Genomic DNA, 14337 nt, shown 5'->3' on the forward strand with positions numbered 1-14337 from the left:
CCGTCGCAGCTCACCGCAGGGGCGTCAGCCGGACGTTGCGGAAGCGGACCTTGTTGCCGTGGTCCTGCAGCCGTATCGCTCCCGCCGCAGGTGTCTCGGACCGGCCCGAGGCGGTGGGACCGTCGAGGGCGACGTCGTCGTGGACCTTCTTGCCGTTCCACACGACCGTGACCCGGGCGTCGGCGGTCTTCTTGCCGTCGTCGTCGAAGCGGGCCGCGCGGAAGACGATGTCGTAGGTCTGCCAGGTCTCCGGCGCGGTCGCCGCGTTCGCGTCGGGTGCCTTCTTCAGATAGATCGCCCCGGCCTCGTTGGTGTCCAGGGACGTGTCACCGTAGGAGTCGAGGATCTGCAGCTCGTAGCGGTCCTGGAGGAAGATGCCGCTGTTTCCGCGGTCCTGGCCGGTGACGTCCGGCGGCAGCTGGGGGACCCGGAACTCGACGTGCAGGGCGAAGTCCTGGTAGGCGTCCTTGGTGCGGATGTCGCCGCAGCACACCTCCATCGACCTCTCCTCGGTCAGCGGCCATGCCACCTTCCGCCCGTCCGTGTGCTGCCACTGGGCCTGCGAGCCGGCGGTGCCGTCGAAGAGCGTGACCGTGGCACCGCGCGGACGCACGGTGATCAGGTCGAGGTTGACATGGCCGGTGTCGCCGGCGTCGAAGCGGTACGAGATCGCGTTGCGGCCGGCGCGCAGGGTCAGCTGCTCGGTCCGGGTGGACCAGGTGTCCCAGTCCCCGGTGGAGGGCAGCAGGGTCTGCCGGATCTTCTTCCCGTTGGCGTACAGGGAGAGCGACTTGGTGCCGGCGAACGGGTTCGGGCCGTTGGCGTAGCGCAGGTTGACGTCGTACGTGCCGCTCTTCGGGACGGTCACGTCGAACGTCGTGGCGACCTTGCCCTCGGTGGCGTAACGGTCGACGAAACCGCTGCCGGAGTAACCGGAGTGGTCCGTGTTGATCCCGGCCTTGCCCGTCAGGCGTGCCTCCTCCGCCTCGTACAGGGTGGCGGCCGGCGGCTGCTTGCCGGGCAGCGCGTTGAGGGTGTACCAGGCCTCGGTGCTCCACAGCGCCTCACCGGAGGCCGAGGTGAAGGGGCGCGGGGAGCGCACGTGCACCACGTGGCCGGGCTTGAGCCCGTCCGTGCGCAGCCGGACGGTGCGGCCGTCGTCGGAGAGCGTAGCCGAGCGCACGGCGAGCCGCTCCTCGGCGATCTTCGGGCCGCCGTAGTCGGTGGTCGGGGTGTAGCGCCACTGCTCCACCCGGTAGCGCTCCGCGAGTTGTGCGGCGGTCTGCTCGGACACCGGCTGGGTGTACGTCAGGTCGAAGCCGCCCGGCACGGCGCGCATGGTCTTGATGTCGAAGGTGTTGCCGCCGTTGGGCGTCAGCTTCTGCAGCCCGAACCGGAGTTTGCCCTCCTGGCCCCAGTTGCCGTCGGCGCCGAGTCCACCGGCGTAGACGGCACCGTCGGGGCCGAGGGACAGGCGGTTGACGCCGGCTTCCAGGCCCTGGGTGTAGCGGAACACCGCGCCCTGGTACTGGCCCTTCACCTTCTCCAGGTAGGCGCGCTGCAGCCCGCCGTAGGTCACGTCGCCGATCAGCATCTGGCCCGCGAACTGCCCCTTCTTCATGTACAGCGGTGTCGAGGGGGAGTTGGCGATCTCGTTCTGCGGCAGCCAGAGCACCGGCGCGGTGACGGGGGAGGACTCGAAGGGGCCGGCGGGCTCGGTGTAGTGGTTGAAGAAGCGGTCCTGCTTGATCTGGACGAGCTTCGACGAGGGGAGCCAGCCGCCCTGGTTGTCGGTGGTGAAGAGGCCGCCGCCCGGGCCCCAGCCGATCCCGTTGGGGGTGCGCAGACCGCCCGCGACCGGGCTGATCCGGCCCGTCTTCTTGCTGATCCTGTACGTGGTCCCGCGGCCGGGGGCGGGCTGCGGGGTGGTGGTCGCGCCGCCGTAGTCGATGGCGACGGAGAGGTTCACGTAGAAGTACCCGTCGCGGTAGAGCAGACCGAACGCGAACTCGTGGAAGTTGCCGCCGTAGGGCCAGGTGGCGACGGTGCGGTACGTGTCGGTGACGTCGTCGCCGTCGTCGTCGACCAGCCGGGTCAGCTCGTGCTTCTGCGAGACGTACAGGGAACCGTCGACGTACTTGATGCCCATGGGCTCGCGCAGCCCTTCGGCGACCTTCTTGACGGTGACCTTGTCGCGGCTGGTGCGGCCGGTGACGTTGTCGAGCAGATACACCTCACCGGCAACGTTGTCACTGCCGCCCCAGGTGCTGATGGCCAGTCGTCCGTCGGGCAGCCAGTCCATACCGCTGACCTGTGGCTCGAAACCGTCGGGGCGCAGGTCCGTGAGGTCCAGGTCGGGGCGCACGGAAGTGAGGGGCAGCCCGTCGCCGGGGGAGTCGCCGCTCGCCTCGCACTCCTTGCGGCCGGGCGCCGTCACCCGGACGACACCGGCGTCGGTGCTCAGTGCCTCACGGGGCACGACGCTGAACTCGCTCTCGCCCGGCGGTTTCCAGGACAACTGCACCTGCTGCCCGCCGTCGCGCTCGAAGTGCTCGACGCGCAACGGGTGGGAACCGGCGGTGAGATGGACGGTGCCGTCCTTCGGCTCGGCCCCGTGCAGACCGTCGTGGTCGATCACCGTGGAGCCGTCGAGCGAGAGGCGGGAACCGTCGTCACTGGTGAGGCGGAAGACGTACGACCCGTCGCGCGGGGCGATCAGACGGCCCGTCGCCTCCGAGACGAACCGGTCCTCGAACCCGCCGAAGTCGGCGGCCGTGGACCAGTCGACGGTGGGCATGAGCTTGTCGTGGTTGGGGGTCTGCCCCGGTTTGAGGGTGCACAGCTTGCTGAGCGGAGTCTGGACGTCGTAGACGCGCAGGGTGACTCCGGGCTCCTGCGGAGGCAGGTCAGCGGCGGCCGTCGCGGAGGGCCGGGCGGGCGTCGGGGCGGGGTCGGCCGCCGCCGGGGCGGCCAGGACACCGCCGGCCAGGACGGTGGACGTCAGTACCGCGCAGAAGTGTCTTCGGGCTTTGGGGAAGGGTCGTTGGCGCATTGGTCCTCCTGTGCTAAGGACCGGACCGTGCCGGATCGTTCCGGTCTTTCACGGGGGTGGAGCACGGGTTGCGCCGCAAAGGTAAGAGACTTTCGCTTGGCATGTCCATACTTTGTCATCACTGTGTTCAAAGTCGGCCCGCGCGCTCTGGCGGCCCGTCAGGAGCGTTGTCGGCGTGCCGCGCCGCTCCAGGGTGTTCAGTGAGACCCGGATGGTGGAACTGATCATGGGTGGGCAGCACGTGATCCCGGGAACACGTCCGGAAGTGGGCCCGGGGGAGAGGCGGTGACGGCGGGTGAGTGAGCAGGGTGGCCGCGACTGGGTGCGTATGACGCCCGACGACTTCGACCTCGAGGCGCCGCCGCGCCCGGAGGCCGACGGACGGATCCCGGCCGAGCTGGACGAGTGCGGCACGGCTCCCCTCTTCGGCGACGAACCGCCTCCGGCGGGGAAAGGGCGCCGCCCGGCGCAACGCCCGGCGCAAGGCCCGGCTCAACGGGTCTTCCAGGGGCGGCTGTTCTGACACGCCTGGCGGAATCGGCCGAGACCGGCGGAAAAGCAAGCCCAGTTGTGCGCATCATGTCGGAGTGGCTGCTCCTCACCCTCCGCCGCTGGCCCTCGACGACCGCGGCAACGCCTTGGTCGCTTTCGCGCGGGGACGGGAGGACGAGCCGCCCGGTGACGCGCCACTTCCGCTCGCGCTGGCGGCCCTGTGGCACGACGGGTGCGTCCTGATGGCCTTCAACCGCTACCGGCAGGCCTGGGAACTGCCCGGCGGGCTGATCGACCCCGGCGAGACCCCTCGCCGGGCGGCCGCGCGCGAGTTGCTGGAGGAGACCGGCCACGTACCCGAGGGGCGGCTCGCCTTCGCCGGCTTCGCACGCTTCGAGCTGGCGCCCGACCGGCGTACCGAGTACGGCGCCCTGTTCAGCGGCCGGGGCGCCGACGTCTCACCGTCGTTCCAGCCGAACGAGGAGATCGCGGCCCTGCACTGGTGGGACCTGCGGGAGCCCCTGCCCGGTCGACTCCAGCCGCTGGACGCCTGCCTCGCGGAGCTCAGCCGTGCCCCGCTGCCGGGGGGAGCACCCTGAGGGCCGACGACCCGATCGATGTCTTCGGGATGCGCCCGCCGGGGGCGATGGCGAGCACCCCTGCGAAGACCTGACCCTCGACGGCGCGAGGGACGCCACCCTGCCCCGCGAGCTCGTCCTCTCCAGCCGCTGACGTGACAGCCCACCCGTCCGTCCAGTCCACCCCGGCCGTTCACCCGCCCACCCAGTCCGCTCCCGTCGCCTCGCTCAGCCGGCCGGCGAGCCGAACCGCGGTCTTCTCCCCGGCTCGCTGCCTGATCACACCCTCTTTGGCGGCGCAGCGAAGCCAGACCTCCGAGCGGCCCTCATCCACCTTCAGCACCCGCGCGGTGACCACCACCGGGTTCAGACCGCCGACACCGCCGCCCGCCACCAGGCGGATCGTCTCCTCCTCGCGGGAATCGATCCGCGCGGTCCCGACCGCACGGCCCGCCCTCCCGAGCACGCCGGCGACACGCCTCACGGCGTCGTCGAACGGCAAGGGGACCAGCAGATCGATCTCGTGGACGTTCTTTCTCATCAGCTTCGCCACGGCCCGGACCAGTCGACCACTGCCCCCACTCGCCGCACCGAGAGCAGCGAGCTCCTCGGCCAAGATCTCGTCTTCGCTCCGATCCACGGACCCACCCCCACTGCCCGACCGTCCTGCCGGGCCATCAGAACCGTCCTGCCGGGCACCAGGACCGCCTTCCGCCCGGCCGACCATGGTGACGCATGCCGATCAGCCCGGCACAGTCCTGCTTCCCGGTCTTCGAGGTCGGCTCGGTCTCCTACCGCTTCCACGCCGACGCCGATGCCGACTGAACGCGTGCGGTCACGACGGACGGGGACCCCGGTTCGCGCCTGCGGCGCCGTGTCGGCAGGATGGGGCCATGACCGAGATCCGCACCCCCCGCCTCGTCCTGCGCCGATGGTTCGACGACGACCTCGTCGCGCTGTCCGAGATCCACGCCGACCCGGTGGTGATGCGGAACATCGGAGACGGAAGGCCGCGCTCCCTCGAACAGACCGCCCAGGACATCGAGGTGTGGGAGGAGGAGTGGGACGAGGAGGGGTTCGGCGTGTTCGCGGTCGAACTCCTGGGCTCCGGTGAGCTGGCCGGCGCCGTCGGTCTGACCGTGGCCGACTCACCGGCCGAACTCGCCGGTCAGGTGGCGATCGGCTGGCGGCTGGGACGGGTGTTCTGGGGGCAGGGATACGCCTCCGAAGCAGCGCACGCGACCCTGGAGTTCGCGGTGCAGGACCGGGGCCTGGACCGGGTGGTCGCGGCGTGCCGTACGGACGACGGGGCCTCCGCGAACGTCCTCGGCAAGCTCGGCATGCAGCCGGAGGGCACGGCCGGGGAACCGCTCCACGGACACGAGCTGCGCCTGTACGGCATCGACCTGACGCAGTATCAGGAGTAGCGGACGGCCGCTACGCCAGCCACACCCCGTCACGCATGACGACTCCGCCGCGCAGCTCCGGCGCGCCACGCCAGGCCCGCACGGTCCTCGGAACCACCCGCACGTACAGGAAGGAGCCCTCCTCCACGCGGGGGTCCCAGCCGAACTTGCCGGTGAAGGCGTCCGCCGCCTCGGCGGGCACCTCCCGGTCCGGGAAGCACTCCGCCTCGCCCTGCAGGAGCACCACGTCGAAGGTGTCCGGCAGCGCCAGGCGCACCCGCGGCTCGGCACGGACGTTCCGCGCCGTCACCGAAGTGGCGCCGGTGCACATCCACACCGCCCGCCCGTCCCACAGGAACCACAGCGGCACCTGGTGCGGCCCGTGCTCCGGGTGAGCCGTCGACACCCACATGTCCCGCTCGGCGACGAGCCGCTCGACAGCGTCGCGCCTGCGTTCCGTCGTCCCGCGGCGAACCGTTCCCGTGGTCTCCATGAGGACCGACCCTAGGCAGACAGGCGCCGGGCGCGCCTGAGGCGCAGGACCTACGCCCGGAGACGGAGCCGGCGGCGGCCCGGTCGCAGGACCACTGCGGGCCGTGCCCGGATGTCCCGCATCCGGGCACGCCCCGCGTGCGCCCTCCGCTCGGGTCAGCCGATGCGCCGCTGCACGTAGGGCACCAGGCGTACCGGCCCGGTCAGCCCGTACGCCTGGCGGGCGGCGGCGCCGAAGACGGCCGGCTGGGCGACGCGCAGGCGGTTGATGAGCGGTGTCGCCACCTCCACCTCGATGACGTTGTCGCCGCGGTGCAGGTGCCCGCCGAGGTCGACGACCGGGTGGAGCCGGTCGGCGGGGGCCAGCCGGGTGCCGTTGACGGTGACCCGGAAGGTGTCGCTGACCGTGCCGAGTTCGAGGTAGGCGCCGTGGGCGGAGGTCCAGTCGCCGGGCAGCGCGACCGTGGTGCGGTAACGGCCGACGCCGGCGGAGTCGGCCAGCTCCGGGATCTGCGACCAGGGCAGCAGCGTGTCCAGGGTCAGGGTGCGCTCGACGACGTCGGTGCCGGTCGCGTCGGCGCCCGGGCGGAAGTCCTCGACGTCGAGCCGCCAGTGGGCCGGGGTGACGGGCGGGGGCACGGCGGCGACGGTGGTGGTCGCCGTGCTGCCGTCGGACAGGCGGGTGGTGTACGTACCCGCGCCGGAGGCACGCACGGCCAGGCCCCGGCCGGTGAACAGCACGCGGTCGGCGTCGCTGTCGACCGCGTGCGGGCGGTTGCCGTCGCCGTCGCCGAAGAGGCCGGGCCGGCCGAGCGCGACGACCGTGGCCTGGCCGGGGTCGAGGGTGACGCGCACGGTGATGCCGTCGCCGTCCTCGGTGTAGCGGCCGATGCGCGTGGCCCGGCCCGTCCACGGGTCGAGCAGGTAGGGGACGGTGGCGCCGCGCCGGGTGCGGCGCAGGGTGACGTCGTGGTCGATGGCGGTGACGGCCGGCTTGACGGTCTCGGCGTGCTTGCCGTTGCACAGGTAGTAGAAGTCGGTGTCGCCGCTGACGCGGTGGAAGTTCAGCAGCGTCGAGCTGGTGGCGTAGCGGGCGTCGGGGCGGACGCCGAGGGAGCTGAGGGCGTCGCCGACGGCCGCCTTGTCGGTGACGCGTCTGACGTTCGGCAGGGCCAGCAGGCTCGACAGGACCGCGCGCAGCCGGTCGGTCTCACCCGCGCCGGGCACGCCCGGCGTGAGCGCCTGGTCGAAGGCGCCGAGCAGGACGACGGGCAGCCCTTCCCGGGCCAGCCGCAGCAGCTTCCGCGCGTCGTCGAGCGCGAGGGTCGGAGTGGAGCCGTAGAAGAAGTCGCCCTCCACGAACAGGGCCTTGTAGGCGGGCCCCTCGGGAGCGAGCCGCCCCTTCGCCACGCGGGCCGAGGGCAGGTCGAGCAGCGGGCCGCTGAGGAACTGGTGCGTCCAGCCCAGCGGTACACCGGTCGCCGTGAACCAGGAGGCGCCGATGCCGGTGGCGGTGTAGCCGGTCTGCCGGAAGACGGCCACGTCGGCACGCGGGGTGCCGGTCTGCAGGACGCGGTGGACGCGGCCCAGGTAGCCGGCGATGTCCTCCATGTGCCGCCAGGTGGGCTGCCTGGGACCCCAGGACTCCCCGTAGCCGGAGGCCCCGTTGTACGGGCTGAAGGCGGCGAAGCCGGGCCAGGCGACGCCGGGTGCGGTGGCGTAGGAGAACCCGTGCACGACCGTCTGGTTGACGCCGGCCGCGTACGCGCCGCCCATGGTGCGCAGGAACCGGTCCCAGGTGGTGCTGTAGGCCGAGCCGTTGTAGGCGCCCGACTCGCAGGACAGGACGGTGTTCCCGGCCATGTCGCGGCCGCCGGCCAGACAGCGGTAGTCGTCGAGGTTCTTGAAGCCGAGCGACTCGCCCTCGGGCATGTCGAGGATCGCCGCGGAGGCGATGGAGTCGGTCTGCAGCCCGTAGGGCTGGGAACGCAGCTCCATGCCGAGTGAGTGCGCCCAGTCCCGCAGGGCGGTGACGTGGTGGGTGTTGAACAGGTGCGAGACGGTCTCCCAGAAGTCGTGGCGGATCTGCCGGGTGACCTGGGCCTCGAAGGCGAAGACCTGGTTGCTGTTGTCGAGGACGAGCGCGGGCAGGCAGGGCAGCAGGGGCCGTCCGGTGCGCTTCTCGAAGGTTTCGGGCAGGGCGGACGTCCACACCAGGGCGTCGGTCTCCAGCTCGATCGAGTCCTCGAAGAAGGCGCCCCCGGCGGCCTTGAGCAGGCGGCGCACGGTGCCCGTCAGGAGGGCGCGCTCCCAGAACCCGGTGACGGCCTCGGTGCCGGCGGGGCTGAAGTGGTCGACGACGTAGGCGGCCGGGGCGGAGTGCGGGCCGGACTCCGGTTGCTGGGCGCTGCCGCGCTGCCAGTAGGAGATGAGCACCCAGTCCCCGTCGGCGGGGGCGGTCCAGGTCAGGGCGCCGTCGCGGACGTCGGGGGTGAGGTCGCGGACGCTCGCGAGGTCGAGGCCGGTCTCCTTGCGGGTGGCGTTGGCCGGCTCGACCCGGGCGGCCTGGACGGCGAGCAGGGTGCGCCGCGTGACGCCGGGGGCGGCCGCGTGCACGGGCTCGGGCACCGGGCCCCGGTAGGTGGTGCCGGCGGTCACGGAGGCGCGCCCGTGGGCGAGTTCCTGGGCGGCGGCCTCGTCGTCGGGCGTGAGACCCGGGACGGCGGCGGGCCAGCTGGGGCCGAGGGTGAGGTCGACCGTCAGGCCGCGTCGGGCGGCCTGGCGCAGGGCCGCCTCGACCCCCTCGCGCCAGGGGGTGCTGCCCCAGCCGTGATGCGCGGTGTCGAGGACGGACTTGTCCTTGATGCTGTGGTGGACGGCGGCGATCTCGGCGCCGCCGAAGCCGGCGTCGGCGATCTGGTCGATCTCGCGGGCGATCTCCGCCGGATCGACCAGGCCGTCCGGCCACCACCAGCGGAACTTCGGGCGCACGGAGCGCGGGGTGGTGGCGAACCAGCCCCCGGACAGGTGCTGCGGGCCGGTGCGCGCGGTGGCGGAGGCCGCCGGGCCCGCCGTACTGAGGACGGTGGCGGCGCCGGCGGCCAGGGAGGCGGCCAGGACCGTGCGCCGGGATATGCCGCCGTGCCGGGGGATGGGCTTGTGCATGTGGTGCCCCAGATTCTGGTTCGGGTCTGCGGGTCTGCGGGTCTGCGGGTTGCGGGTGTGCTTGCGGTGGCTGTTCTGCGGATCGCTGAATCGGGGTCGGGCGTCGGGCGTCGGGCGTCGGGCGTCGGGCGTCGGGTTTCGGGCGTCGGGTTTCGGGCTTCGGGTGGACCCGTCGGACGGACCGGCGTCCTTGAATCGTTTCAATCCGCTGTAAACGCCGGAACGTTAAGCCGGAGATCGGCGGAGGGTCAAGGGTGGTGCGCCACATCTCCGAACGCGTGGCCCGCACCGAGCGGGTCGGGGGCGCCGCTAGGCTGCGCGGGTGCGCACGGTCGAACTGTTGGTGGACGAGGCGGCGGAGCGGGCGGTGCGTGACGCCTGGCGGCGGCTCGCCGACGCGGGGCTGCCCAGTCAGGCCCGCCATCGCTCACCGACGAACAGCCCGCACCTCACCCTGGCCGCCTGTCCGGAGCTCACCGCCCCGATCCGCTGGGAACTCGCGCAGGTGGCGGCGCTCCTGCCGCTGCCGGTGCGGTGCACCGGCGTGGTCCGCTTCGAGCGGCCCACCTCGGTGCTGGCCTGGGCGCTGGAGCTGGACGCCGCACTGGCCGACCTGCACCGCAGGGTGTGGGAGGCGGTGGCCTCGGACAGCCCGCCCGACACCCTCAACCCTTTCCACCGGCCGGAGCGCTGGGCCCCGCACATCACCCTCGGCCGGACCCGCCGGGCGGGCGCGTTCGCCGGCCGGCGCGTACCCGAGCTGCTGCCGGCTCCGCCGCCGGCGATGCGGCTCACCACCCTGCGCAGCTACGACACCGTGACCGGCACCCTGGAGGTGCTGGCGCCCCGCGCCTGAGGCTCCCGGACCCGACGCGGCGGGCGTCTGCCGTCAACACCGGACCGACCCGGTCCACCCCGTCGTGACCAGGCAACACGGTCGGATGAGGTGAGGTCGCGCAAAGTCGGGGAAAAAGGGTCTCGCAGCTGACGGGAGGTTGTCGTGGAACGTGGAGACCTGGAACTGGGCCATGTGCTGGCCGCCGCGGAGGCGGCGCCGCCGGGTGAGTCCGTGAACGTCGTCGCGCAGGACCTGCAGAAGCGGTTCGGTGCGGCGCGGGTGTCGTTCCTGTTCGCCGACCTCATCGGCCAGCGGCTGGTACGGCTCGACGCGGCCGGCGCCGACCCGGCGGACCACGGCGGACCGGTCGACCTGCGGGGCAGCGTCTACGACGGCGTGCTGCAGAACCAGCGCCAGCGCGTGGAACCGGACGGCCAGGGTGGGGTCCGCGTCATCACGCCCGTCACCAACCGCGGCGACTGCGTCGGCGTTCTGGAGGCGACCCTGCAGTCCGCCGACGACACGGTGCTCCGGCAGGTCAGGGACGCGGCTCGCGCGCTGGCGTACATCATCGTCACCGACCGGCGCTTCACCGACCTCTACCACCTGGGGCGGCGCACCACCAAGACCAGCCTGGCCGCGGAGATCCAGCACCAGCTGCTGCCCTCGGCCTCGTGCTGCGAGGCACCCCAGTTCACGCTCGCCGCCGGGCTGATCCCGGCCGACGACATCGGGGGCGACTCCTACGACTACACCCTCGACCGCGACACCCTGCACCTGTCCATCACCGACGCCATGGGCCACGACACGAACTCGGCCCTGCTGGCGACGCTGCTGGTGAGTGCGCTGCGCCGGGCGCGGCGCAGCGGTTGTGACGCCCTCAAGCAGGCCCACCACGCCCACCAGGCCCTGCTGACGCACAGCCGTGGTCTGGCGACCGGGCAGTTGCTGTGCGTCGATCTCGCCACCGGGCTGTGCGAGTTGGTCAACGCCGGTCATCCCTGGCCTCTGCGGTTGCGCGACGGCCGGGTCGAAGAGGTCAAACTCTCCGTCAACCTGCCGTTCGGCGTCTCGGCGCCCACCGCCTACCGCGTGCAGGAGCTGCAACTGCGCCCGGGCGACCGTCTGATCCTGCTCACCGACGGGATGCAGGAGCGCGGCGCCGCAGCCGTGGATCTGGCCGCGGTCGTGCACGACACCCGCGCGCAGCATCCGCGGGAAGCCGTACGGAGCCTGACCTCCGCGGTGCTCGACGCCTGCCACGGCAACCTCAAGGACGACGCCACGGTCCTGATACTGGACTGGCACGGCGACCGCCGCAGGCCGGCCGACGACGACCGGCGGTAGCGCGCCGGTTCCGCTGCCGGCGCGGCCCTCCGCCCGGTCGGGGCGCCACTGAACGGGAGTGATGACAAAGGGCGAGGGGGCGGCGTCCACACCCCTGACATCTGTCAGGAGCAGCGGCACACCTGGGTTCCTACGATACCGGTGCCTGGTCAGTGCGGGCGGATCGCACCGGCATGTGCGCGCCGGGATCTTGCTTCCACAAGAACACGTTGCCGGAGCACAGCGAGCCGGCCACTGGCGAGGCGCACGGCACATGTTGTTGAACAGGGAGAAGATCATCATGCGGCGCATCACTTCACGCTCGTCGACCAAGCTCATGACCGCAGTAGCGGCAGCCATCGTGGTGGCGGGAGGCGCGGCCGCTCCGGCCGCCGCAGCACCGGTCCCGTCGGCGGAGCGACCCGCAGCCGAGACGGTGAGCATTCAGGCGCAGACCGTCACAACCTGGATCAACGGCAATGTCCGCATCGGACCTTCGACGGGCTACAGCATCGCCTACCCCGTCGCGGCGAACCAGAACCTGAGCGCCGAGTGCTGGCTCGAGGGTGGCTACGTCAACGCCAACGGCGTCTACCACAACAAGTGGGTGCTCCTCTCGGACGACAACTACATCTGGGGCGGCCTGCTCAAGGGCAACGAGGTGGGCAACGTCTCCAGGCCCTGCTTCTGACACACCGGCAGCGTGCCCCGGTACTCGACGTAGGGAGTGCCGGGGCGCGGAAGGCCGGTGTTGCGCGTCAATGCCGATCGATCGGAGCGGTTGAGTGGATTAGGCGGCCGGCGCCCGGCGGACCGTGTCGGTCGACCCCACGACCGACCGTGCTCACCAGGACGCCGCCGACGCCCGCAGAATGAGGGGCACCGGCGGGGGACGAACTGGACGATCCGGCATGCGCGGCAGCTGGCCTCGTCCGCTGTTTCGCCGCCCGGATCGACGAGCAGCGCGACAGTCCTGCCCAACTCCCGCTGGATCAGCCGTCGAACCGCGTCGATGGCCTGCTTACGCTCGTTCTCGGTCAACCCGCCGAGTACGAAGGTGAGGACCTGAGTGTCCGGCGCCACGTACCTGACGGAGCAGACCACGTCCGTGCCAGCCGACAGCCAGAGCTGCATGCAGAGTGGCCCGGCCGACAGGCCAACAAGCTCCGGAATGCGCCCGACGGGCAGCTTCACCTGTTCCCCTGTGACGTCCAACAGCATCCCGCAACCCGGCATCGGGTACTCGACGGTCAGCCCGGACTGCGGGTGTAACGCCTGTCGCCTGTTGTGCCAAGTACGGGTGAAGCGCAACCGACGACGAGGGGATCCGAGTGACAGGGAACCGGGGCGGGCCTGCCGAGGCGGCTTGCGACCCACAGCTCTTCGAGGAGTTCTACCGGCGCCATGTGGACGCCGTGACGTCGTTCGTGGCCCGGCGCGTCACCGACGCGCACACCGTGGCCGACCTGACCGCCGAGATCTTCCTCGCGGTCCTGGACTCGGCGGACACCTACCGCCCCTCCCGGGGCAGTGAGACCGCGTGGCTCTACGGCATCGCCCGCAACGTCGTCTCGTCCGAGTACCGCCGGGCCGCCCGGGAGGCCGAACGCGTCCGGCGGGTCTCGGGGCGGCGGCTGCTCGAGGCCGACGACATCGTCCGGCTGGAGGACAAGCTCGACGCGCAGAGCTCGGCGCGCCGTGCGCTGGCCGCCATGGAGCGGCTTCCGCCGGGGGAACGGGCGGTGCTGGAACTGATCGTGGTCGACCAGCTCACGGTCACCGAGGCCGCGGCGGCGCTCGGCATCCGCCGCACCACGGCCCGGGTCCGGCTGCACCGCGCCCGCAAGGCCCTGCGCCCGGAGGCCGCGGGGCTGCCGCCGGGACCGGGAGCGCGCGGCGCGTCACTGTCATTCGTCAACGGAGGAACAGGGGGAGAGGCATGACCGCGAGGACGACGTTCGAGGACCGACTGCTGACGGAGCTCCAGGGGGAGATCGTGCGGCGGGAGCAGAGGGCGCACGAGGCGAAGGGGGCGCCGGAACGCGGCGCCGCGGACACGACGGCCGGGCACGGCAGGGGAGGTGGTTCCGGGGCCCGCGCGGGGGGCGGGCCCCGGACCCTGGCTCCCCGGCGCCGGCTGGTCACGCGTCCCCGGCTCGTCATCGCCGCCGGAGTCTGCGCGCTGGCGGGGTTCGGGGTGACCCTGGTACCCGGCTCGCCCGCCGTCGCGCCGGCGTACTCGCTGGAGCGCCACGACGACGGCAGCGTCACCTTCAGCCTGCACGCGCTGGGCATCGGCCCCGACGTCCAGAAGGAACTCGCCCGGAAGCTGCGGGCCGCGGGAATCCACGTCACCATCGACAACCTGAAGCCGGGCTACCGGTGCGCGCCGACGCGCGGCGAGTCCCTCGGTGTCGTCGGGGCCAGTGCCGTCCTCGACTCGCCCGAGGCCGGCCCCGAGGCCGGCGCCCCGAAGAGCGCTCAGCCCCTTCCGGACGAATGGCCCGGCGCAAGTGTCACGCTGCGCCCAGGCGACTCCCTGGGCATCGAGAACCGCCCGGCCGGTTCCGGGAGCGACAGCGGGCTCGTGCGGACGGAGGCCTACTTCCCCTTCAAGGGCAGGATGACCCCGTGCGAACCGGAGCGGGACCCGCTGAGCAGCTAGGTGTATTGATCACGAGCGTTGTTAACGCTTGCCGGGCTTGATCATGGCGAAGACCTCCGATGTGGTGGAGCTGTCTAGGAACACACCGCACGGAGGTCTTCGTGTCCCACCGTAATGCCCGGCTGACCGTGCACGGCAGGCGACTGCTCGTCGAGCGGGTCCGCGCAGGCCGTCCGGTCGCGCATGTCGCGGCCGAGATGGGCATCTCGCGCGTCACGGCCCATAAGTGGGTGCGTCGCTGGCGGGCCGAAGGCGAGCAAGGGCTGCACGACCGCTCCAGCCGGCCCCGCACCACACCGCACCGCACCCCGGCCACGACCGAG

General features: G+C 72.0%; 13 protein-coding genes. 9 read left to right on the forward strand and 4 right to left on the reverse strand.

Going from position 1 to position 14337, the window contains the following annotated elements:
- Positions 1–10: 10 nt before the first annotated feature.
- Positions 11–3052: a family 16 glycoside hydrolase gene (locus ACPXCS_RS25720; RefSeq protein ID WP_425949608.1), complete on the reverse strand. Its 3042-nt coding sequence runs from the start codon at positions 3050–3052 to the stop codon at positions 11–13.
- A 295-nt stretch (positions 3053–3347) separates the two neighbouring features.
- Here ACPXCS_RS25720 and ACPXCS_RS25725 point away from each other — a divergent pair, with 295 nt between their 5' ends.
- Positions 3348–3575 carry a hypothetical protein gene (locus tag ACPXCS_RS25725; protein ID WP_425949610.1) on the forward strand — a complete coding sequence of 76 codons (228 nt, stop codon included), beginning with the start codon at positions 3348–3350 and terminating at the stop codon, positions 3573–3575.
- A gap of 64 nt (positions 3576–3639) precedes the next feature.
- Entirely contained in the window at positions 3640–4143 is a 504-nt protein-coding gene (locus tag ACPXCS_RS25730; protein WP_425949612.1) for an NUDIX hydrolase, read from the forward strand.
- A 172-nt stretch (positions 4144–4315) separates the two neighbouring features.
- On the opposite strand, the gene ACPXCS_RS25735 is transcribed toward ACPXCS_RS25730, so the two are convergent.
- Entirely contained in the window at positions 4316–4675 is a 360-nt protein-coding gene (locus ACPXCS_RS25735) for a hypothetical protein (protein WP_425949614.1), read from the reverse strand.
- 340 nt (positions 4676–5015) lie between these two features.
- Between ACPXCS_RS25735 and ACPXCS_RS25740 the strand changes: the two genes are divergently transcribed.
- Positions 5016–5549 carry a GNAT family N-acetyltransferase gene (locus tag ACPXCS_RS25740; protein ID WP_425949615.1) on the forward strand — a complete coding sequence of 178 codons (534 nt, stop codon included), beginning with the start codon at positions 5016–5018 and terminating at the stop codon, positions 5547–5549.
- A 10-nt stretch (positions 5550–5559) separates the two neighbouring features.
- Here the strand turns inward: ACPXCS_RS25740 and ACPXCS_RS25745 are convergent, their stop codons facing one another.
- A complete protein-coding gene (locus tag ACPXCS_RS25745) occupies positions 5560–6021 on the reverse strand; it encodes a pyridoxamine 5'-phosphate oxidase family protein (RefSeq protein ID WP_425949617.1) in 462 nt (153 codons plus the stop codon).
- A 155-nt stretch (positions 6022–6176) separates the two neighbouring features.
- Entirely contained in the window at positions 6177–9185 is a 3009-nt protein-coding gene (locus ACPXCS_RS25750; protein ID WP_425949618.1) for a glycosyl hydrolase, read from the reverse strand.
- Positions 9186–9507: 322 nt separating this feature from the next.
- Between ACPXCS_RS25750 and ACPXCS_RS25755 the strand changes: the two genes are divergently transcribed.
- The 6 genes from ACPXCS_RS25755 to ACPXCS_RS25780 form a co-directional block, all read left to right on the forward strand.
- The gene (locus tag ACPXCS_RS25755) at positions 9508–10041 is read left to right on the forward strand and encodes a 2'-5' RNA ligase family protein (protein ID WP_425949620.1); all 534 of its coding nucleotides are present in this window, start codon (positions 9508–9510) and stop codon (positions 10039–10041) included.
- Positions 10042–10185: 144 nt separating this feature from the next.
- Positions 10186–11370 carry a PP2C family protein-serine/threonine phosphatase gene (locus ACPXCS_RS25760; protein WP_425949622.1) on the forward strand — a complete coding sequence of 395 codons (1185 nt, stop codon included), beginning with the start codon at positions 10186–10188 and terminating at the stop codon, positions 11368–11370.
- Between the two features lie 253 nt (positions 11371–11623).
- Positions 11624–12040: a hypothetical protein gene (locus tag ACPXCS_RS25765; RefSeq protein WP_425949623.1), complete on the forward strand. Its 417-nt coding sequence runs from the start codon at positions 11624–11626 to the stop codon at positions 12038–12040.
- Between the two features lie 640 nt (positions 12041–12680).
- Positions 12681–13292, forward strand: a complete 612-nt coding sequence (locus tag ACPXCS_RS25770) for an RNA polymerase sigma factor (protein WP_425949625.1) — start codon at positions 12681–12683, stop codon at positions 13290–13292.
- Positions 13289–14014, forward strand: coding sequence for a hypothetical protein (locus ACPXCS_RS25775; RefSeq protein WP_425949627.1), 726 nt, complete (start codon positions 13289–13291; stop codon positions 14012–14014). Before ACPXCS_RS25770 ends, ACPXCS_RS25775 begins: the two co-directional genes overlap by 4 nt.
- A 101-nt stretch (positions 14015–14115) precedes the next feature.
- Positions 14116–14337, forward strand: a 222-nt coding sequence (locus ACPXCS_RS25780) for a leucine zipper domain-containing protein (RefSeq protein WP_425946774.1), incomplete at its 3' end; no start/stop codon positions are given.

Source organism: Streptomyces sp. DT190 (assembly GCF_049846985.1).
Lineage (GTDB): Bacteria > Actinomycetota > Actinomycetes > Streptomycetales > Streptomycetaceae > Streptomyces.

Excerpts from the sequence above, each read along its gene's own strand:
- ACPXCS_RS25720 (WP_425949608.1), bottom strand. The coding sequence starts at position 3,052 with ATGCGCCAACGACCCTTCCCCAAAGCCCGAAGACACTTCTGCGCGGTA.
- ACPXCS_RS25740 (WP_425949615.1), top strand. The coding sequence starts at position 5,016 with ATGACCGAGATCCGCACCCCCCGCCTCGTCCTGCGCCGATGGTTCGAC.
- ACPXCS_RS25745 (WP_425949617.1), bottom strand. The coding sequence starts at position 6,021 with ATGGAGACCACGGGAACGGTTCGCCGCGGGACGACGGAACGCAGGCGC.
- ACPXCS_RS25750 (WP_425949618.1), bottom strand. The coding sequence starts at position 9,185 with ATGCACAAGCCCATCCCCCGGCACGGCGGCATATCCCGGCGCACGGTC.
- ACPXCS_RS25765 (WP_425949623.1), top strand. The coding sequence starts at position 11,624 with ATGTTGTTGAACAGGGAGAAGATCATCATGCGGCGCATCACTTCACGC.
- ACPXCS_RS25775 (WP_425949627.1), top strand. The coding sequence starts at position 13,289 with ATGACCGCGAGGACGACGTTCGAGGACCGACTGCTGACGGAGCTCCAG.